Source organism: Klebsiella sp. 141153 (assembly GCF_032601995.1).
GTDB lineage: Bacteria > Pseudomonadota > Gammaproteobacteria > Enterobacterales > Enterobacteriaceae > Klebsiella > Klebsiella aerogenes.
This window is the reverse complement of record NZ_JAQIRJ010000005.1, coordinates 103,048-121,610: the sequence shown is the minus strand read 5'-3', so window position 1 is coordinate 121,610 and position 18,563 is coordinate 103,048. Positions and strand designations below refer to the sequence as shown.

The 18,563-nt window shown below is 50.2% G+C and carries 30 protein-coding genes, 1 tRNA gene and 2 pseudogenes; 8 read left to right on the top strand and 25 right to left on the bottom strand.

Annotation, left to right across the window (positions count from 1 at the left end):
• Positions 1-8 precede the first annotated feature (8 nt).
• The 3 genes from PGS10_RS11785 to ppiB all read right to left on the bottom strand — a co-directional run bounded on the left by PGS10_RS11785 (position 9) and on the right by ppiB (position 1,666).
• Positions 9-341 carry a hypothetical protein gene (locus PGS10_RS11785; RefSeq protein ID WP_045393468.1) on the bottom strand — a complete coding sequence of 111 codons (333 nt, stop codon included), beginning with the start codon at positions 339-341 and terminating at the stop codon, positions 9-11.
• A 104-nt stretch (positions 342-445) separates the two neighbouring features.
• Positions 446-1,168, bottom strand: coding sequence for a UDP-2,3-diacylglucosamine diphosphatase (gene lpxH / locus PGS10_RS11780; protein ID WP_289577385.1), 723 nt, complete (start codon positions 1,166-1,168; stop codon positions 446-448).
• 3 nt (positions 1,169-1,171) lie between these two features.
• Complete coding sequence (gene ppiB, locus PGS10_RS11775) at positions 1,172-1,666, bottom strand: peptidylprolyl isomerase B (protein WP_015367878.1); 495 nt, start codon at positions 1,664-1,666, stop codon at positions 1,172-1,174.
• A gap of 173 nt (positions 1,667-1,839) precedes the next feature.
• Between ppiB and cysS the strand changes: the two genes are divergently transcribed.
• Complete coding sequence (gene cysS, locus PGS10_RS11770; RefSeq protein WP_316422974.1) at positions 1,840-3,225, top strand: cysteine--tRNA ligase; 1,386 nt, start codon at positions 1,840-1,842, stop codon at positions 3,223-3,225.
• A 45-nt stretch (positions 3,226-3,270) separates the two neighbouring features.
• On the opposite strand, the gene PGS10_RS11765 is transcribed toward cysS, so the two are convergent.
• The 5 genes and pseudogenes from PGS10_RS11765 to folD all read right to left on the bottom strand — a co-directional run bounded on the left by PGS10_RS11765 (position 3,271) and on the right by folD (position 6,103).
• Positions 3,271-4,101, bottom strand: a complete 831-nt coding sequence (locus PGS10_RS11765) for a DUF2145 domain-containing protein (protein ID WP_316422972.1) — start codon at positions 4,099-4,101, stop codon at positions 3,271-3,273.
• Positions 4,098-4,529 (bottom strand): STM0539 family protein, encoded by a 432-nt coding sequence (locus PGS10_RS11760; protein WP_047049479.1) that lies wholly within the window; start codon positions 4,527-4,529, stop codon positions 4,098-4,100. Before PGS10_RS11760 ends, PGS10_RS11765 begins: the two co-directional genes overlap by 4 nt.
• A gap of 8 nt (positions 4,530-4,537) precedes the next feature.
• Positions 4,538-4,904 (bottom strand): annotated as a pseudogene (locus PGS10_RS11755) (metal-dependent hydrolase).
• 118 nt (positions 4,905-5,022) lie between these two features.
• Positions 5,023-5,235 carry a ribosome-associated protein YbcJ gene (gene ybcJ, locus PGS10_RS11750; RefSeq protein ID WP_015367876.1) on the bottom strand — a complete coding sequence of 71 codons (213 nt, stop codon included), beginning with the start codon at positions 5,233-5,235 and terminating at the stop codon, positions 5,023-5,025.
• 1 nt (position 5,236) lies between these two features.
• Positions 5,237-6,103, bottom strand: coding sequence for a bifunctional methylenetetrahydrofolate dehydrogenase/methenyltetrahydrofolate cyclohydrolase FolD (gene folD, locus PGS10_RS11745; RefSeq protein WP_015367875.1), 867 nt, complete (start codon positions 6,101-6,103; stop codon positions 5,237-5,239).
• Between the two features lie 320 nt (positions 6,104-6,423).
• Between folD and PGS10_RS11740 the strand changes: the two genes are divergently transcribed.
• Positions 6,424-6,500 (top strand) — tRNA-Arg (locus tag PGS10_RS11740).
• Between the two features lie 18 nt (positions 6,501-6,518).
• Here PGS10_RS11740 and PGS10_RS11735 read toward each other — a convergent pair.
• From PGS10_RS11735 to PGS10_RS11655, 17 genes and pseudogenes are all read right to left on the bottom strand, one after another.
• Positions 6,519-7,679, bottom strand: coding sequence for a tyrosine-type recombinase/integrase (locus PGS10_RS11735; RefSeq protein ID WP_316422970.1), 1,161 nt, complete (start codon positions 7,677-7,679; stop codon positions 6,519-6,521).
• A gap of 131 nt (positions 7,680-7,810) precedes the next feature.
• Positions 7,811-7,906 (bottom strand): annotated as a pseudogene (locus PGS10_RS11730) (helix-turn-helix domain-containing protein); the annotation flags it as partial.
• 2 nt (positions 7,907-7,908) lie between these two features.
• Positions 7,909-8,157: a hypothetical protein gene (locus PGS10_RS11725; protein WP_316422968.1), complete on the bottom strand. Its 249-nt coding sequence runs from the start codon at positions 8,155-8,157 to the stop codon at positions 7,909-7,911.
• A gap of 279 nt (positions 8,158-8,436) precedes the next feature.
• Positions 8,437-8,754 carry a phage protein NinX family protein gene (locus PGS10_RS11720; RefSeq protein ID WP_316422967.1) on the bottom strand — a complete coding sequence of 106 codons (318 nt, stop codon included), beginning with the start codon at positions 8,752-8,754 and terminating at the stop codon, positions 8,437-8,439.
• Between the two features lie 274 nt (positions 8,755-9,028).
• A complete protein-coding gene (locus PGS10_RS11715) occupies positions 9,029-9,196 on the bottom strand; it encodes a DUF2737 family protein (RefSeq protein ID WP_072259433.1) in 168 nt (55 codons plus the stop codon).
• A 15-nt stretch (positions 9,197-9,211) separates the two neighbouring features.
• Positions 9,212-9,496, bottom strand: a complete 285-nt coding sequence (locus tag PGS10_RS11710; protein WP_316422965.1) for a hypothetical protein — start codon at positions 9,494-9,496, stop codon at positions 9,212-9,214.
• A gap of 19 nt (positions 9,497-9,515) precedes the next feature.
• The gene (locus PGS10_RS11705; RefSeq protein WP_316422963.1) at positions 9,516-10,064 is read right to left on the bottom strand and encodes a 3'-5' exonuclease; all 549 of its coding nucleotides are present in this window, start codon (positions 10,062-10,064) and stop codon (positions 9,516-9,518) included.
• Positions 10,065-10,072: 8 nt separating this feature from the next.
• On the bottom strand, positions 10,073-10,588 hold the full coding sequence (gene ssb, locus PGS10_RS11700) for a single-stranded DNA-binding protein (protein WP_316422962.1): 516 nt from the start codon (positions 10,586-10,588) through the stop codon (positions 10,073-10,075).
• Complete coding sequence (locus PGS10_RS11695; protein WP_251715676.1) at positions 10,588-11,196, bottom strand: ERF family protein; 609 nt, start codon at positions 11,194-11,196, stop codon at positions 10,588-10,590. Before PGS10_RS11695 ends, ssb begins: the two co-directional genes overlap by 1 nt.
• On the bottom strand, positions 11,186-11,347 hold the full coding sequence (locus tag PGS10_RS11690) for a hypothetical protein (RefSeq protein ID WP_316422961.1): 162 nt from the start codon (positions 11,345-11,347) through the stop codon (positions 11,186-11,188). The genes PGS10_RS11695 and PGS10_RS11690 overlap by 11 nt, the downstream gene beginning before the upstream one ends.
• Positions 11,344-11,541: a hypothetical protein gene (locus PGS10_RS11685; RefSeq protein WP_047064596.1), complete on the bottom strand. Its 198-nt coding sequence runs from the start codon at positions 11,539-11,541 to the stop codon at positions 11,344-11,346. Before PGS10_RS11685 ends, PGS10_RS11690 begins: the two co-directional genes overlap by 4 nt.
• Positions 11,542-11,627: 86 nt before the next feature.
• Positions 11,628-11,909, bottom strand: coding sequence for a hypothetical protein (locus tag PGS10_RS11680; RefSeq protein ID WP_316422959.1), 282 nt, complete (start codon positions 11,907-11,909; stop codon positions 11,628-11,630).
• Positions 11,896-12,048 (bottom strand): host cell division inhibitory peptide Kil, encoded by a 153-nt coding sequence (locus PGS10_RS11675; protein WP_410477088.1) that lies wholly within the window; start codon positions 12,046-12,048, stop codon positions 11,896-11,898. Before PGS10_RS11675 ends, PGS10_RS11680 begins: the two co-directional genes overlap by 14 nt.
• 97 nt (positions 12,049-12,145) lie before the next feature.
• Positions 12,146-12,361, bottom strand: coding sequence for a hypothetical protein (locus PGS10_RS11670; protein ID WP_316422956.1), 216 nt, complete (start codon positions 12,359-12,361; stop codon positions 12,146-12,148).
• A gap of 35 nt (positions 12,362-12,396) precedes the next feature.
• A complete protein-coding gene (locus PGS10_RS11665) occupies positions 12,397-12,585 on the bottom strand; it encodes a DUF7167 family protein (RefSeq protein ID WP_316422954.1) in 189 nt (62 codons plus the stop codon).
• A gap of 138 nt (positions 12,586-12,723) precedes the next feature.
• Complete coding sequence (locus tag PGS10_RS11660; protein ID WP_316422953.1) at positions 12,724-13,011, bottom strand: transcriptional regulator; 288 nt, start codon at positions 13,009-13,011, stop codon at positions 12,724-12,726.
• A 647-nt stretch (positions 13,012-13,658) separates the two neighbouring features.
• Complete coding sequence (locus PGS10_RS11655) at positions 13,659-14,255, bottom strand: helix-turn-helix domain-containing protein (protein ID WP_077203340.1); 597 nt, start codon at positions 14,253-14,255, stop codon at positions 13,659-13,661.
• Between the two features lie 88 nt (positions 14,256-14,343).
• Between PGS10_RS11655 and PGS10_RS11650 the strand changes: the two genes are divergently transcribed.
• The 6 genes from PGS10_RS11650 (at position 14,344) to PGS10_RS11620 (ending at position 18,161) form a co-directional block, all read left to right on the top strand.
• Positions 14,344-14,571 (top strand): transcriptional regulator, encoded by a 228-nt coding sequence (locus PGS10_RS11650; protein WP_316422951.1) that lies wholly within the window; start codon positions 14,344-14,346, stop codon positions 14,569-14,571.
• Positions 14,572-14,676: 105 nt separating this feature from the next.
• A complete protein-coding gene (locus PGS10_RS11645; protein WP_047064532.1) occupies positions 14,677-14,976 on the top strand; it encodes a CII family transcriptional regulator in 300 nt (99 codons plus the stop codon).
• Positions 14,977-15,149: 173 nt separating this feature from the next.
• Positions 15,150-15,983 carry a replication protein gene (locus tag PGS10_RS11635; protein ID WP_316422948.1) on the top strand — a complete coding sequence of 278 codons (834 nt, stop codon included), beginning with the start codon at positions 15,150-15,152 and terminating at the stop codon, positions 15,981-15,983.
• Entirely contained in the window at positions 15,980-17,350 is a 1,371-nt protein-coding gene (locus tag PGS10_RS11630; RefSeq protein WP_316422947.1) for a replicative DNA helicase, read from the top strand. The genes PGS10_RS11635 and PGS10_RS11630 overlap by 4 nt, the downstream gene beginning before the upstream one ends.
• The gene (locus PGS10_RS11625) at positions 17,347-17,964 is read left to right on the top strand and encodes a hypothetical protein (RefSeq protein WP_316422946.1); all 618 of its coding nucleotides are present in this window, start codon (positions 17,347-17,349) and stop codon (positions 17,962-17,964) included. Before PGS10_RS11630 ends, PGS10_RS11625 begins: the two co-directional genes overlap by 4 nt.
• Complete coding sequence (locus tag PGS10_RS11620) at positions 17,961-18,161, top strand: hypothetical protein (RefSeq protein WP_316422945.1); 201 nt, start codon at positions 17,961-17,963, stop codon at positions 18,159-18,161. Before PGS10_RS11625 ends, PGS10_RS11620 begins: the two co-directional genes overlap by 4 nt.
• Positions 18,162-18,563: the final 402 nt, after the last annotated feature.

Below are 18,563 nucleotides of genomic sequence, written 5' to 3'. Positions count from 1 at the left end.
ACGCGTGGTTAGCCGTCTTTTGTCTCGCTTGCCGACGATGAAGTACGTTGTTTATTTGCCTTTATCTCATTCATGATACAGGTGATAAGCAGCACTAACCCCCAAGGAAGCATCAGGGTACCCATGATCAGTAAATAGATTTGTACCAGCCGCCCATCGTGGGGCCGGGTACAGAGCAAATAAATAGCATAAAAATAAATTGCCCATGCCAGCATTGCACACCAGACAAATGCCAGTGTGTTGCCGATAGCGACGCCGATTAAGGCGATATAGCTTACCCCTAACGGATTGAGGATCGCGATGATCATTCCCCAGATTAGGGGCTGGTTCCATTTTTTCATACTCGTTCCTTGAGTGAGATTTAGCCAAAGGCTAGCAGGCGGAGAACAGATAGCGTCAGTCATTCCCCCTTCAGAAGAAGGTTTTCGGAATTGTGCCTGGGAGATTAAAACGGGAAATAGATAAGTTCGACGCCGTCGGCGCTGACTTTAACCATTGACCCTTCGCTGTGCCACGCGCCGAGGACCACGCGCCATGCGCGCTGCCCGTTGGCCTGGAGTTCATGGACGGCCGGACGATGGGTATGGCCGTGAATCAGCCACTGCACCTGATGCCGCTCCATCGCGTCGACGACCGCCTGCGGATTCACATCCATAATTTCCATCGATTTGCTGCTGTTGGCGGCTTGGCTATCGGCGCGCATTTTGGCGGCGATGCGGCGGCGGATAAACAGCGGCAGGGCGAGAAACAGACGTTGGATCCACGGGGTGTGGACTTTAGCGCGAAACGCCAGGTAACCGGGGTCATCGGTACATAAGGTGTCGCCATGCATAATCAACACTTCACGGCCATAGAGGTCCAGCCGCTCTTCTTCAGCGAGCAGGATCATGCCGCTCTGGCGGGCGAAGCGCTGGCCGACGAGAAAATCGCGGTTGCCGTGGATGAAGTAGCAGGGAACGCCGGCGTCGACGACGGCTTTGATTGCCGAAGCGATTTGCTGATGCAGCGGGTTCGGATCGTCATCGCCGATCCAGGCCTCGAACAGGTCGCCGAGTATATACAGCGCGTCCGCTTCGCGGGCGCTGCCGGCTAAAAAGCGCAGAAAACCGGCGGTGATCGCCGGTTCTTCTGTTTGCAGATGCAGGTCTGCAATAAAAAGTGTCGCCACGAATTATTCGCTGACGGTGACGCTTTTGATTACAACATCTTCTTTCGGCACATCCTGGTGCATGCCGCTGCGGCCGGTGGCAACCGCTTTGATTTTGTCTACCACGTCCATACCTTCAACCACTTCGGCAAAGACGCAGTAGCCCCAACCCTGCAGGCTTTCGCCAGAGAAGTTCAGGAAGTCGTTGTCTACTACGTTGATGAAGAACTGCGCGGTGGCGGAGTGCGGCGCCTGAGTACGGGCCATCGCCAGGGTACCACGGGTATTTTTCAGACCGTTGTTGGCTTCGTTCTGAATCGGAGATTTGGTCGCTTTCTGATTCATGCCCGGCTCAAAGCCGCCGCCCTGAATCATGAAGCCATTGATAACACGGTGGAAAATGGTGTTGTCGTAGAAACCTTCGCGGCAGTAGTCCAGGAAGTTTTTAACTGTTTCCGGCGCTTTGTCGTCAAACGTTTTGATTACGATATCGCCATGATTGGTGTGGAAAGTAACCATTTTTGCATCCTGTTCCGATGATTGTAGTGCTGAACCCAGGGTTGGGTATGACATAGGTGGCTGTTATAGCATAACCGCGGGGGTCGATGCACCTTGCAATGTGTGCTGCTTCCGGTTTGAATTAGGGTTAGAATAAGCGACTTATATCCACACACGTCTACACGGAATCTTCGATGTTAAAAATTTTTAATACACTGACGCGCCAAAAAGAAGAATTTAAACCTATTCATGCCGGGGAAGTTGGCATGTACGTGTGTGGAATTACCGTTTACGATCTCTGTCATATCGGCCATGGCCGCACCTTCGTCTCCTTCGACGTTGTCGCTCGTTACCTGCGCTTCCTTGGTTACAAGCTGAAGTACGTGCGCAACATTACCGATATCGACGATAAAATCATTAAGCGTGCTAATGAAAACGGCGAAAGCTTTGTCGCGCTGGTCGATCGCATGATCGCTGAAATGCACAAAGATTTTGACGCCCTGAACATTCTGCGCCCGGACAACGAGCCGCGCGCCACCCATCATATCGCCGAAATTATCGAAATCACCGAGCAGCTGATCGCCCGCGGCCACGCTTATGTGGCGGATAACGGCGACGTGATGTTCGACGTACCGACCGACCCGAACTACGGTCTGTTGTCGCGCCAGGATCTCGACCAGCTGCAGGCGGGCGCCCGCGTCGACGTGGTTGACGTTAAGCGTAACCCAATGGACTTCGTCCTGTGGAAGATGTCGAAAGAGGGCGAGCCGAGCTGGCCGTCGCCGTGGGGAGAAGGGCGTCCGGGCTGGCACATTGAGTGCTCGGCAATGAACTGCAAACAGCTGGGTAATCACTTTGATATTCACGGCGGCGGTTCGGATCTGATGTTCCCGCATCACGAAAACGAGATCGCGCAATCGACCTGCGCCCACGATGGCGAATACGTCAACTACTGGATGCACTCCGGAATGGTGATGGTCGATCGCGAGAAAATGTCGAAATCGCTGGGCAACTTCTTCACCGTTCGCGACGTGCTGAAGTACTACGATGCCGAAACCATCCGCTACTTCCTGATGTCCGGCCACTATCGCAGCCAGCTGAACTACAGCGAAGAGAACCTCAAGCAGGCGCGTTCGGCGCTGGAGCGTCTGTACACCGCGCTGCGCGGAACCGATAAATCCGCGCAGCCTGCCGGCGGCGAAGCCTTCGAAGCGCGCTTTATCGAAGCGATGGATGACGACTTCAATACCCCGGAAGCCTACTCGGTGCTGTTCGATATGGCGCGTGAAGTAAACCGTCTGAAAACGGAAGACGTGGCAGCCGCGAACGCGCTGGCGGCCCATATGCGTAAGCTCTCCTCGGTGCTGGGGCTGCTTGAGCAGGAGCCGGACGCTTTCCTGCAGAGCGGCGCGCAGGCCGATGATGGCGAAGTGGCGGAAATAGAAGGGCTTATTCAACAGCGTCTGGATGCGCGTAAAGCGAAAGACTGGGCGGCGGCGGATGCGGCGCGCGATCGTCTTAACGAGATGGGTATCGTGCTGGAGGATGGTCCGCAGGGCACCACCTGGCGTCGTAAGTAAGCGCCATTGCTAATGAAAAGGCCACGCTTGCGTGGCCTTTTTGCGTTAGGGACTGACTTCCAGTGGTGTAGGCTGAAAAACGCATACGGATTCGGGCAGATTCAGATGCAGGCAGGAGGATATGTTGCGGCTGTAACGGGCAATAAACTGAATAACGCTATCGCCACTGTTTAAACCTACTTTGCCACTTGCCAATAGTTGTTCCGGCTGATCGTCGGTAAAAACATTGCTGGCAACTATTTTTGCCCCAAGGCGTTCGAAAATCGTGACCTTAACTAACGAGGGTTGATAACCCTGCTGTAAGAGCCAATGTCTGGCCTGCTCGCGTGACCAGATGTTGCTATCGCCCGCTCGGGCAAAGACTTCCAGCAGCCAGCCATTAGAGTTTTGATACGGCCCGGAGAAGGGCCAGGCGATCAGGTTATAGTGCGGGCTGTGAAACAGGTTCAGTTTGACAGGGTTGTGCAAAAGCGCTTGTAGCGCAGCGTTAAGTTCGCCGCTCGGACGTAAAATCGCAATCTGCTGGTTAACCAGTTCATCGGCGAGAAACTCATATAATCCCTGGACGTACAGCGCCGATCGCGCGGTGCCGCAGGTATTCAGATTATGATAAACCCGCCAGCTGTTATCGGCCTGCCGTAGGGCGTAGCCGGCATGTGACCAGGTTAACCCACGGCTGGACATATCTTGCCCCTGGCGGACCAAAATAACCACCGCTTCCGGTTCGCTATTTAATTGTTGTTTGAGCAACTGTGCCTGATGCATGGTTGCGGCAATGGTTTCCGCCGATGGCGACCCCGTGCCGCAATCGGTGCTGGCTGCAGTCGCGCTTACTGATGCCACGCTCAGGCACAAGGCGAGCGCCAGGCGCTTCATTTCGCCGACAGCGGTTGGTTAGCGGAGAGCGAGGCGTCCTCTTGATTCACCATATGGGTCAGGACCTTACCTTCTTTTTTCAGCAGTGCGCCGGTGCCTTCCGGGGCTTTCTCCAGCGTCAGCTTGTCCCCGGTTTTGAGATCCGCCTCTTCCACCACCTGCAGCGGCAGCACCATTTTGACGGTGTTCTGTTTAGGGTCTTTGGTGGTCAACAGCGCGGTTTTCTGCTCTTTATTTTTGTCGACAGAAGCGGTAATCAGTGCGGCGGGGAGCAGGACTGGCGAGAGAATGATGCCGCTCACCAGCGCCGAACTGCCGATACTGGTAATGGTCGAAGAGACGGCATAGGCGTTTGTATGATCCTCGGCGTGAATCGGGCACGAAACCGCCAGCAGTGCTGCAGCGGCAAGGATGGTCGTTTTATACATGTTAATCCCTAACGTTGAATAGATTGACGATATAGCCAGAGTAGTAGCGCCAGTGCGCTTCCCGGCAGCCAGACCCACTGCAGCTCGGAGAGGATCACCTGATGGCCATAAGGCGTGGCATAACGCGATAGCGCGAATGGCACCACTTTAATCACCTGCCAGGGCAGGAAGAAGCGTTGATCGGAGCAGGGCCACAGCCAGCCGACGCCTTTACCACCATCGGTGATGGCATCGAGCAGGCTATGGGATAAGAGGCAGATACTAAGAAATGCCCAACGCCACGCCAGCCAGCAGCAGGCGAGGGGGAATGATTTTGCATCCCAGCCCTAACCCCAGACACAGCGGAACGGCGGCATCAGTGATGATGGTTGGCATTGGCTTATATTCTACAAATAAAAGCCTATTATCAGTAGGGTATTTGAGGATTACATCCCCGCATTATTCTGATTTTCCTGCGGGAGAGCGCTGGCGCCGGGACCGGCGCCAGAAAGGATTAGGCGATAACGGTAATGCTTTGACCGTCAAAGGTCACCGTTTGCCCGGCGACGATTTTACAGCGTTTGCGGGTTTCCACCGCGCCGTCGACTTTCACCAGCCCTTCGGCGATGAAGATTTTGGCCTGCGCGCCGCTTTCGCTCCAGCCTTCCAGCTTCAGCAGGTCGCACAGTTCAACATGCGGGTGTTTGCCCAGAGAAAAATTCGCCATCTTAGGCCTCCTGAATGTCGTGATACTCTTCGCACGCCTGCAGCGTATTCTGAATGAGGGTCGCTACGGTCATCGGGCCGACGCCGCCCGGCACGGGCGTAATGTAGGAGGCGCGTTCCGCCGCGTCTTCAAACACCACGTCGCCGACCACTTTGCCGCTTTCCAGACGGTTAATGCCGACGTCCACCACGATGGCGCCTTCTTTAATCCATTCACCCGGAATAAAGCCCGGTTTACCGACCGCGACAATCAGCAGATCGGCATTTTCGACGTGGTGGCGCAGGTTTTTGGTAAAGCGGTGGGTGACGGTAGTAGTGCAGCCCGCCAGCAGCAGCTCCATGCTCATCGGACGGCCGACGATGTTAGAAGCGCCAATCACCACCGCGTTGAGGCCATAAGTATCGATATTGTAGCGCTCAAGCAGGGTAACAATGCCGCGCGGCGTACAAGGACGCAGACGTGGCGCACGTTGACACAGGCGACCAACGTTGTACGGATGGAAGCCGTCGACGTCTTTGTCCGGGGCAATGCGCTCAAGGACTTTAACATTGTCGATGCCGGCAGGCAGCGGCAGCTGCACCAGAATGCCGTCGATAGTGTTATCGGCATTAAGCGTGTCGATAAGTTCCAGCAGCTCGGCTTCGCTGGTGGTTTCCGGGAGATCGTAAGAGCGGGAGACGAAGCCCACCTCTTCACATGCCTTGCGTTTGCTGCCGACATAAATCTGCGATGCAGGGTTGCTGCCGACCAGCACAACGGCGAGCCCGGGGGCGCGTTTTCCGGCCGCTACGCGCGCCTTCACTTTTTCCGCGACCTCAGAGCGCACCTGCTGCGCAATCGTTTTACCGTCAATAATTTTTGCTGCCATCAGAGAGAGGATTCCATCTGTCACTTTACGAAAGGGGGATGTGGATATTTTGTCAGAAGCCAGCCCCGCTGTCAGTTATCGTTTGCGTTTTTATCGGTTTTCCGCCGCGGGGCGGAGGAAAACAGGCTATTTTCCCGCGCTATAGCGACGTAATGGACGAGTCGCCAACGAGTTGGGCGAACAATCCTTAACCAGACATCGCGTTAATAATCGACAAGCTCGCTATGCTACTGTCTTTTCCCGGCAAAATGCATTGACTCACCGGAGGTTGACCGTATAATTTCACGCGATTGCACCTCCCGAAGCTCCCGCTTCTCAGTGCGCCCTTAGCTCAGCTGGATAGAGCAACGGCCTTCTAAGCCGTAGGTCACAGGTTCGAATCCTGTAGGGCGTGCCATTTAAAATCAACCACTTATCAACTTTCTCCAATCGCTGATTTTTCCTTGTGGGACATATTTGGGACATCTTCCTCAAAAATTGAGTCAATTTGCCTCGCATGTTCCGTTAAATGGTTAGGTGCCAGGTGAGCATATCGACGAACCATTTCGATGCTTTCCCACCCACCCATCTCCTGAAGTACAGAAAGTGGGACGCCTGACTGAATTAGCCAGCTTGCCCAAGTATGCCTCAGGTCATGAAAACGAAAGTCTTCTATTCCGGCGCGTTTGCATGCAGAGTTCCATGCTCTGTTATCATCAACTCGCATCTTCCTTATTGCTGGAGTTAGCGAGCTATCAGGTCTGTGCCACGCTCTGGTATGGACGAACACCCATTTATGATGGTTTCCTATCTGATCGCGCAGAACCTTACAGGCAGTATCATTAAGCGCTACGCCAATAGCGCGGTTTGATTTGCTTTCTTCCGGGTTAACCCATGCAACGCGACGCTGCATATCTATTTGCTGCCATTCCAGGTTGATGATGTTCGACCTCCGTAGGCCTGTTGCCAGTGCAAACTTAACAACCGACTTCAACGGCTCCGGACATTCATCAATCAGCCTTTTCGCCTCTTCATGCTCAAGCCACCGAACGCGCTTATTTCTCACTGACGGTATCTTGATAACTGGCGCTTTCTCCAGCCACTTCCAGTCACGCTCTGCCGCCCGGAGAATGGCTTTCATCAATGCAAGATGTTTTGCTTTGGTGGACGTAGTGACCGGTTTTGCTTCAAACGCCGGGGCATCCTTTCCCTTTCTTGCTGCGGCATCAACTCGCTGCTGCCATATCTCCTTTGCCTTCCTGTTCTGCATCCTGCTCACTGCGGCGTAAATCTTTGCCTCTGTGATATCCTTAATCTTCATTCCTTCGAAATGCTCAAGCCAGAATCCGATCCGACCTTTATCAGTATCGAGAGACTTCTTGTCTGCTTTCTCTTCAAGCCAGCGTAAACAGGCTTCTTCGAAAGTCACATCAGGAAAGTCTCCCAGCCTGTCTACTCGCCAGAGTTCAGCCTTTCTTTTGTCGTGGAGCTCCTGTGCTTGCCGCTTGTCCTCTGTACCAAGAGATTCCTTAATTCGCTTCCCGCCCGGGAGCGAGTACGAGGCGTACCATATTTCACCTCTGCGGAAGATTGACATTTATTTCCCTCTTTAAATGCATCACCCGCGCTCACATCGACAGTATGCAGCGGTGAATTGAGTGCCGCAATGCATGCCTGTCGAGTGGTTAGGTAAGGGGACTTTGGTTTGGTGGGGTCTTTACGTGTGGCCTGAAGTCTTCCGGATCGTATCCAGTTAGTTGCGGTAGGTCTGGATATATTCAGGAATGAACAGGCCTCATCGAGGGTGAGGCTGTGTGATTCCATGGTTATTTCCTTGATGCTTTCTGTGCCGCATCATTAATCTGTGCCACAAGGCAAACATCAAGCTGTGGATACAAATCTCCAGACCACTGAGCACCTGTGAATGGGGTTGTTCCTGTACATACAGCGCGGAATAGATCATCAAATATCCATTTACTCCACCAATGCTTCTTAACCATCCTTTTAATTGTTACTTCCGTTCCTATTATTTCTCCCCCATGGAAGTCGAATAAAAATTCGTACTTGTGTTTCATTATTTATCCTCAATAAAACTAGATCTTGGCACTCCATATTTATTCTATGGTCACTAATTCAGAAAGACCTACCTTTGCCACACCTTAGGCAAATCTGAGATCTACCCTCCATGAATGGCGCATTCCACCAATCATGAGAACAAGACGATTGCATTTCGCTTTTGCTAACGTGGGGTAATAGCATCCTATAAGCCTCCAGCTGGTAATCTTCCTTAATAGACCTTGTTCCTGATTCCAGTTCAGCGATACGAGCGGATAGTGATTCTTTGGTGACTTGAGTCATTTGGCCTCCTGCATCATAAGGAAGACAATCATTGCAGCGCGGAGTGGGTTTGACTGGTACTGAATTCTGCATTCATCGAACTGATCAACAGCGTTCCACCATTCTGAGTTGGCATCTTCAGAACAATCCCAAAGCATTCTGATACGATTACTCAGGATAATTGGCCATGCATCTGCTGGGTTGTTGCAGTATTTAGGCCAAATATCCTCGCTATCTTCATATCTAATAAAACAAATTGTTTTTCTCGGCTTCACTCCCAAAGCGATTGCAACGTGTCTATTTATCTCTCCATCACTCATCTTGCTGTAATCCATCAATAGCACCCTCCGACTTTAAATGTTGCAGCACCTGGAGTGCCATTTGGGGAGCAGTAGAAATACAGAGGCCACCATTTCCCAAAGCAGCGAAAAGGAAGCCTAAAGCAGATGTATCCCCATCTCTTTGTCCTGATGTTCACTGCCCAGTGCATAGCGTTCTCTCCGTAAATGGTAACTGTCCCTATTCTGATGTGACCTCCCATAAAGTTCTCCCACCATGAAAGTGATTTAAATTCCTTTCTATTGAGAACTGCATCTTTTAACCAGCCCATCACATCCCCCTCATCTTCTTCAGCAAAGCATCCAGAAACTTATTCTCGTTAACCGACTGGAAGCTATTACGCTTCATCAGCTCATCTCTTGGCGGCATTGCTCTTTGTCTGCGACGTACTGATAAATCATCTGGGAATATAGATGGATCGTAAGAACGGCCTATCATGATGAAATCTCCGAATCAGTTATTACTAATCATGCCGTTGCGAGAGCGATAAAGTTTGAAACGCTCATCTTCACGAGTTGGGCGCATCGGTCCGACTGGCACGAATTGAGGGAATTTGCTTGCTTCCAGATTGTCGTACCAGACATCTTTCTCGAATCGTTCATGAATGCGAGCCTCCATGCTCGGCGTCTGATAATCGTTATTTGCGATAGCATCAAAGCACCGCGCCAAAACCTCTTCGCGGCTTCCTGATGCTTTTGGTGGGCGTAAGTAACCCGCCTCGTGAAGAGGTGATGACATTTTTGTTACTCAGGTGTGATTATTTGATTAGCTTCTGCCAGATTGCAGAAACGTATTTAGACTGGTGAATTGCGTCGGCTAATGCGTTGTGGCGAGTTCCTTCAAATGGCATATCTCGTTTTGGGTCAAACCCGATCGCTTTACCCATCTCGACGACGGTGCGCACATCACGGTCGTTCCACCATTGCCATGGCGCTTCCCGTCCTGTCAGTGAGTAGCTGTTTCGGAGAATGACGCAGTCGAACGATGCGCCGTTACCCCATACCTGAACGAATCGCGGATTGGCGTTCTTGGAGATGAAATCAGACAGCCAGCCAAGGGCGGTGGAAAGCTCCTGCGTGTCAGTAGTTAATGCCTTACGTGCATCCTCTCCTTGCTCCATCCACCATAGGACCGTTGATGCGTCAGGCCGTGCGCGGAACCGCATTGATGATTCAAGCGATACATTCACCTGGAAGTCTTCGCCTGTTGCACCAGTGCTAGGGTCGAAAAATACAGCGCCAATGGAGACGATCGGCGCGTACGGCCCATTACCCATCGTTTCTAGGTCAATCATTAAGTGGTTCATGCTATTCCTTAAATTGCGTATACAGCGTGGCGAGGGAAGGGAAGAGTTGCCGGAGCAAAAGGTATATCGTCGTCAAAATCCATAGGAGGTTCACCGTGCTGAGATTGTTGCTGTGGTGATGGACTCTGTGGCTGACCGTTATTGCGTGGTGCCTGTGTCTGCTCGCTTCCACCTTGCTTGCCGCCAAGCATTTGCATAGTGCCATTAATGCCTACCTGAATCTCGGTGGTGTATTTATCTACGCCGTTCTGATCTGTCCATTTTCGTGTGCGCAGTTTTCCTTCCAGATAAACCTCAGAGCCTTTACGCAGATATTCACCGGCAATTTCAGCTAATTTCCCGCTGATTACTACCCGGTGCCATTCAGTCTGCTCTTTCTGTTCGCCTGTTTGCTTATCACGCCACTGCTCGGATGTAGCAACTGTTAGATTGGCAAATGCAGCACCAGAAGGTGCGTAGCGCACCTCCGGATCCTGACCTAACCGACCAATGATGATTACCTTATTAACGCCTCTGCTAGCCATTAAGCGATTGCTCCTTCAAGTTCATCTTTACGAATCATATATACGTCCTGCGCCTTCTGTCGCTCATCAGTACCTTCAAGCATTTTCCATGCCTGAGCGAAAGCCTGTTTAAGCTCATCCACAGAGGTCTTTTGTGCGGCCGCATCAGTGAATGCCTTCAGAACCTGCGCAGGAGTAGGTGATGGTTTTGATTGCTTTGCTGGCGCTGAATTTTGCTGATGCTTATGCTCGTCAGTGTCAGCGTCTTTGGAATCATCAATGCCAAACAATCCATTAAGGCAATATTTGCGAGCGTATGAGCTTGTAGCGCCAGTTACTTGAGCTGCATCCATTCCCTTCTTGCTTTCCTCTTCACGCGCCATAGCGGTTGCTGAGTGCTTATTATCACCGTCTGTGATGGTCGCTGTGGCTTTCACGTAATACCGATCACCAATCAGGACTATCTCATCACTGATAGACAGGAAAAGACCATCAAGAAGCGGCTTAACCCCCTCAAGAATGTCCTCACAGCTACGATATTTATATTTACCGAACGAGTTATACTGGTTCTTTGGAGCGTTAAGGTGCGCCTGAATATGAGCCAGGCGCTTATAGAATTCACTGCTCATAAACACCCCTCATGAGGTTCGCTTGCCGTTCTGTTTTAAAATCTGCAATCGCTTCCTGCGCTGCAAGTTCATGCGTCATTTCCTGATCTGGAATAACGTCGCTTACCGCCATAATGAAAGCGTCGTCATCCCATCTTTCCATCGCACTCATGCCGCTTTCTCCTGATGAGTGATGACATATCCCTGCTCAGCCAGCCATTCCAGAACCACCGCACCATCAAGCTGAGGTAATACCTCACGAGCATCGACAGTTCCGTCCAGGATGACGCCGTCCAGTTCCATAACCTGCTCACGCTGAGAGCTGAGATAGCCGTGAGCGTGGTCATATTTAAGTTTTAATTTCATATCGCCTCCTGATTTCAGAATGCACGAAGCCCGTCGCTGTAATAGCCGACATGGTTAAGTTGGTTTATTTGTTTAATGGGGTAGGGTTATTTGCAGAGTGCTTTGGCGATAATTAGCTTCGATTCTTCTGCGCAAATAGATTCAGCGCTACCGGCACAAGAATGAATATCTAACCACTCAACGCACGATTGAAGCGCAACCAGTAATTCCGGCGCAGCTGCTATGAGTCGTGCGTTTGCAAGTTCTTCCTCATCGTTGGTGTAACCCACGTATTTAGCCACAATAGAAAGCCCTGCGTCGTCACGTATCAACATGCAGCCTTCATTGCTGACATGCCACGGTCCTGGCGTACCTTTAAACTCTTGCATTTCCCCTCCGATACCACGGCATGCCCGCCGCAATTTTCATTTCTTCGTTCGCTTCCATCCACTTAGCACCATCACCATTCTTTCTGGCGATACGCGCCTTAATCTGTGCCAATTTCAAAAGCGTGTGGTTAATTTTCATCTTCAGCACCATTTATATATAGCGAAGATAACAACGCTCCAGATTGCTAAGCATGCAATAAGAGCAATGATGAGAGAGCGACAACCTTTTCTGCTCATTAAACCTCCCTAGCGCTGAGCATTTCGTCAGCCATTTCATATGCCCATCCAGGAATGGCTCCTATAGGCTCATGCGCTGCTATCATTGCCTGCATAGCCTTCGCCGCAAAGTAATCTCGCAGCGTCATTCCATGGCTATCGACTATCATGTTTTCTTTTTCACCCTTATGTACCCCCGAGTAAGGGAAGGCTGGTCCGCTATTATCTTTACTCATTCTCATACCCTCATAAAAAAGGCCGCCTTAGCGACCTATTCAATTTCGTAGAAACCCCACTCCATGTTTTCCCAGGCAATTTCCTGCATTACCTCATTCTTCTCTTCCTCACTCATTTCATCCCAATCCTCTTCGATTCCGAGTTCATCTAAATCAACTTCTCGCTCATACTTCGAGTGAATGTTTGCTCCTGAGTCCAAGAAGACTTTAAATTTCCTACCCACATCTCACCTCACTTATCTCGCTGTTACCCGTTTGCTCCGGCGGTGACCGACAGCCTTAATCTTCATAATCCTGATAGCGACTCATATCATCATCAGGATGCTCATCAAACTCGTCAAAATCCTCTTCCATACATCACCTCAAATTAACGGTATCGACTTACCCTTCATCTTCTGCCGTCCTGAGCAAGTAATTCCGCGCTCTCCAGGCTGTTTGTACCAGATGCGGTTTCTACGCTCTGTGATCTCTTCCTGAGCTGGCTTGTCGCGAAGGCCACCCAATGACGTAGCCAGCACAACGCGATTGCTGCAGTCTTCTGAGATGCGCGAGAAAGCGCGATCAATCTTCTTCGCCAGTTGCTGGCTTTCGCGCATACCCTGTTGATGACGGATGGCGCGTAATAACTTCTTGTGTTCACGATTAGTCATGATTGCCTCCTGAAATGGTTTTGGTGCTGAGCGTTTAGCATCCTGACGCACACCCCAAACCCATCTCGTTTGGTATTGTTGGCACACTCTCGCAGTGCCCTCGCTCATGCCATTGAGTTGCTGTCGCATCATCGCCGCTGATAACCGGTGCGCGTTTGGCGTTCGCGCTGCTTTACCGGAGCTTTTTTTGATATATGAACCTTGACCCGTCGCTACACAGGCTCGCTCAATGGCGACTCAGGGCAGCATCACTACTGCTGCATTGCCTTCTGGCTGCGGCCTAACCGCGTTAGTACACCATTTGGTGTCCTCCTGTTGGTTAGCATTGTTGGCCCGAATCAGGCCTTCTGTTGTTAAAGAGCATTCACCGTCCTGGTGAGTAGTGCGTCCTGCTGATGGGTTAAATATGCTCTAGAGAATAATTTTAGTCAATAGGGTTTACGATAAAAAAGTCACAAGAGACTAGGTGATGTGATTCTGAGGAGAATTATTATTGAGATTTTTGTCTGAAAGTGCTTTTATACTGTACGTGTATACAGTTGATTTTTCTTAATTGTGAGCATGCATGGAGTTTTGATGGGAAGTTTACTTACAAGAAGAGAGGCCGGGGTGTTTGATGAGACCCCGGCGGAGGAAGATGATTTATTTTACTTGGATAGTTCGGGTATGAAGATTTGCTTCACCGTCCCTCTGATTACAGAGGTGTCTTCTATTTCTGCTAACGGTACTCTGTCGTCATCCACTGACAGAAAAACGCCGCCAGCTCCATTGATGTGATATCTGAAGACGGAGATAAGTTCACCACTCTTAGCAACCACTAAATCAGATGTAGATGGCTTTAAATCTGGATCAACGATGACAATCGATCCAGCTGGAGCCTGAGAAATACCGGTCTTCCCGTGCATGATGTATGCCTGGAAGTTTTCAGGGAGTTCATTAAACCAGTTAATGGATGTCCCTGTAGCGCCGTCTTTATCCCAGACCATTACCTGCTTAGAGGCATCTACCTTTTCGAATTTAGTTTCAGAAGAACCAAAAATGCTACCTTGCCCGTTGATAAGCCAGTCAGCACTTATCCCCATAGCAGCCGCCAGCTTGCCAGACGACTTAGACGTCTCGCTAGACCCCCTCAATATCTTGGATATTAAAGACTGTTCAACGCCAGATGCCTTAGCAAGGGCTGTCTGACTGGAGAACCCCGTTTCCTTCATGGCGTAAGCCAAACGTTCAGATAGTGTTTTCATGGTGTGAAATTATTCTTTCCAGAATAAGTAGTCAAAGTCTCAAATGACTTGACCTTAATAATTCTCTAGAGCATAATTTGTCTATGTTATGCGACAGGGACTAAATATGAATCAAGTTATCCAGCGTGCGATTGACATTGTCGGATCTCAATCCGAACTGGCCCGTCGCGTAGGGACTGGTCAGCCGTCAGTAAGCAAGTGGCTCTACGGGGCTGAAATCAGTTCTCGCTTTATCTCGGCGATTGTAACAGCCACTGATGGGAAAGTTAGCGCGGCAGAAATCCTAAATTCTATGACTCGCGCTAAAGCTCGATAAGAAACACCGCTCTTTAACATCGCTGCGGGCTGTTCCGGCCCAATCACTTAAACGCATCATCGAATGCGTCTACCTAACTATTTTCAACACTATGGAATTTAACAAATGGAAAACTCAATTAACCGCAACAAGGTCAATGCACGCCGCATTGAATCCTGGTTGCTCAATCGAATCGCCATGAAAGGTGGGAATAACGTAGCCAAAGCAATCGGAGTTGATAAAGCGCAGATCACCCGCTGGAAGGAAAGCTGGTTGCCTAAGATGGCAATGCTCTTAGCCGTTCTGGAGTGGGGTGTTGTTGATGACGATATCGCCAGATTAGCGAAGGAAGTCGCTGCAGTTCTCACAAAGCAAAAACGCCCCGTTGCAGCGGAGCGTTCAGAGCAAATCACCATGCAATTCTAGAGCCGAATTACTGGATCAATTCACAGGAGTAATTATGCCTAAGAAAACTCGATTTTACCAGGCGTCAGTACACAAAAATATTGCTCGTGACCGATTCATTAAGTCGTGCAACCCAGCGGTTGGCATAAAGCTAAGAGCCATCCTGGAGCAATTCAAACGCAAGGAGAACGGTCATGAGTAACCTAGCAACAGTTACACCAATCAGGCCGTCTCTGGCGGCAGTGGAGCGTCAGGTGGCCGATATTGATGACGGGTATACCCGTATCGCCAACGAGCTACTTGAAGCTGTTATGGCCGCAGATTTGACAGCCAGACAGCTCAAGGTTGCGCTGGCGGTTATCCGCAAGACTTATGGGTTTGGAAAGAAGATTGACCGAATCACTAACACTCAGATAGCTGCAATGACAGGCATTCATCACACGCATGTTTGCAAGGCAAAAAACGAGATGATCGCCATGAACATTATCGTTTCAAACGGTCATGCAATCGGTATCAACAAGGTCATTTCTGAGTGGGATTCCAGCATTAGCCATGTCAGCAAACAATTAGCCGAAACAGCTAATAAATGTTTAGCCAAATTAGCTAATGGGTATAAGCCAACTCAGCTAAACACAAAAGAAACTATTCAAAAGAAAGAAATAAATAATACCCCCTTACCCCCTAACGGGGGCGGCGATGGGCAGGAAAAGCTTGAACGTAGAAAACCAGAGCGAATTGACTACGAATCATTCCTGGAGGCTTACAACGCAGAGGTCGGTGACAAACTTCCACACGCTGTTGCAGTCAACGAGAAGCGCAAGCGCCGCCTGAAGAAAATAATTCCCCAACTCAAGACCCCAAACGTTGACGGATTCAGAGCTTATGTCAGGGCATTCGTCCATCAGGCCAAGCCGTTTTACTTTGGCGATAACAACACCGGCTGGACAGCTGACCTGGATTACCTGCTGAGAGACGACACGCTAACCGGCGTTCGTGAGGCTAAGTTTGCTGACAGGGGGATGGCATGAGGCAGGATATCGAAGCCAGCGTTATTGGTGGTTTGCTGGTCGGAGGGTTAACGCCTGCAGCGAGTGACGTGCTGGCAAGAACAGATCCGGATGCGTTCACAATACCGCTCTACCGGAAAGCCTTTGAGGTTATCCGCAAACAGGCGAGAAACAAGAACCTGATTGACGGACTAATGGTCGCTGAGGAATGCGGAGACGAACACGCCACTGACGTGATGATGACGGCTCGTTCCTGCCCAAGCGCTGCCAATCTAACTGGATACGCAGAAATGCTCGCGGAACAGCATCAGAAGCGGTTATTTCTTCATGCCATTGACGAGATGAGAGGGCAGTTTAGCAATGGCACTCTGAATGCTTCTGGTGAGGCAATGGACGCCTTAATCAAGCGCCTTTCAACCATCCGTAAGCCAAAGCATGAAGTCAAACCGGTACGTCTTGGTGAGGTTCTCAACGACTATGCAGAGACGCTGGAAAAACGCCTGTGTAACGGAGATGAGTCAGACACGCTGAAGACTGGAATTGCAGAATTGGACGCAATCACCGGGGGCATGAATGCGCAAGACCTGGTTATCATCGCGGCCCGCCCCGGCATGGGAAAAACAGAGCTGGCGCTAAAGGTGGCTGAAGGCGTCGCAAGCAGCGTAATTCCTGGCTCTAACCTCCGGCGCGGCGTTCTTATTTTCAGTATGGAGATGAGCAATCTTCAGATTGTCGAGCGAAGCATTGCCGGCAGAGGAAACATGTCGGTTAGCGTTCTGCGTAATCCGGCAAAGATGGACGATGAAGGCTGGGCAAGAGTTTCAGAAGGTATCTGTCATCTGAAAGACCTCGATGTCTGGATGGTCGATGCTTCGAGGCTCAGCGTTGAGGTAATTCGCAGCGTGGCAGAGCGTCACAAACAGGAACATCCACAGCTATCGCTAATCCTTGTCGACTACCTCGGCCTGATTGAAAAGCCAAAGGCAGACCGCAACGACCTGGCAATCGCTCACATCTCAGGAAGCCTGAAGGCGATGGCGAAAGACCTGAAGACTCCCGTTATCTCACTCAGCCAACTTTCTCGTGATGTTGAGAAACGACCGGGAAACAAACGACCCACAAACGCAGATTTACGCGACTCTGGAAGCATTGAGCAGGACGCAGACAGCATAATCATGCTCTACCGTGAAGCCGTGTATAACGAAAACAGCCCTGCAGCTCCATTCGCAGAAATCATCGTAACTAAAAACCGATTCGGAACACTCGGGACGGTTTATCAGCGCTTCATCAACGGTCACTTCCATTCATGCGACCAGGAAGAAGCAAGACGCATATCAACCACGCAACAGGCGCAAGGTAAACGCTACGCGAAGGGAGCAGACGTATGATTGACTCACTTAAACAACGCATCATCGACTATGTAAAACAAAACCAGCCAGTATCCATTCCCGTAGCAGCAAAAGATATCGGCATTGCTGTTTACTCGTTCAGGAAGATTAAGAAAGAGATGGAGAACAAAGGGCTTCTGTTTTCGCGTCAAGGATTTGGCCTGTTTGAAAGCGAAGAGTATTACAACGAATACGTGAAGGTTGAGGGAAAGAAACGTATGCAAGCCTTCCGGGCGCATGGATTGCAGAAGGAAAAGTACGACGTTGTAGACGGCATTGATACCAGAAAGGCCATCATGTCAGTTATCGATCGCATTACCACTCCAATGACATGCGGTGAAATTGGAAAGATGTGCGGAGTTGGAACAAAGGCGGCATACAGGATTGTGTCAGAACTATGCGACCTGGGAACACTGGTGCATGACGGCGGCACATACGGAAGAAGATTTATCCTTGCCTCTGAGGGCGGGGTGAGTGATTTCGACTCAAAAGAAGTATCTCGCCGGCCAAAAGGATTCAGAAAATACAACCCCAAACGAAATGATGTCGTTCAGGCTTATCTGAATAGCCCGGCACGACAGAGACTCATGATGATTTACGGGAGAGCGGCATGACAAGCAAAAAGAAGATTGCAGATAAAAAATTCCAGGAAGCTATGACAGCAGTTCATAACGCAGGAGAGGATAGAGTTAACTACTGCCTTAGTTTTATTCGCGGCTACCTGGACAGCATTGGGAAAACTGAAATGTTTCACGAGTGGGATGATGCTTGCATGCGCATCAAATTATCATCTGGAGAGCAACTTCATTAGTAGAGGGTGACGTGAGCGTAACAAGATTGAAAAGATGTTATGGATGCGGGAAATACATTAGTTACAACGGATTTTCCTCAACCCCTGAAATCCCAATGTGCGCCTTATGCAGAGAATCATCTGTAAAGCCTAGATATGTATATATAAATGCCACGAAGGAAATTTTACCTAAGTACGATTATCAAACAGATATGCAACGAGAAATGTCCAAAAAAATCATCCAAAGCAGTCAGGGTGAGGGATTATTCTGCATGAATGTTATTCCTGCATATGTCATCAGGAGGAAGTATGCATGAAGTCTACATCGCTGAGAACCTTACAGGGCTGATTGTGATAATCGGCCTTTTTTACGACCTAACAAAAGCAAATTAACAGGCTCGCAAATATCGCGAGCCTTTTTTA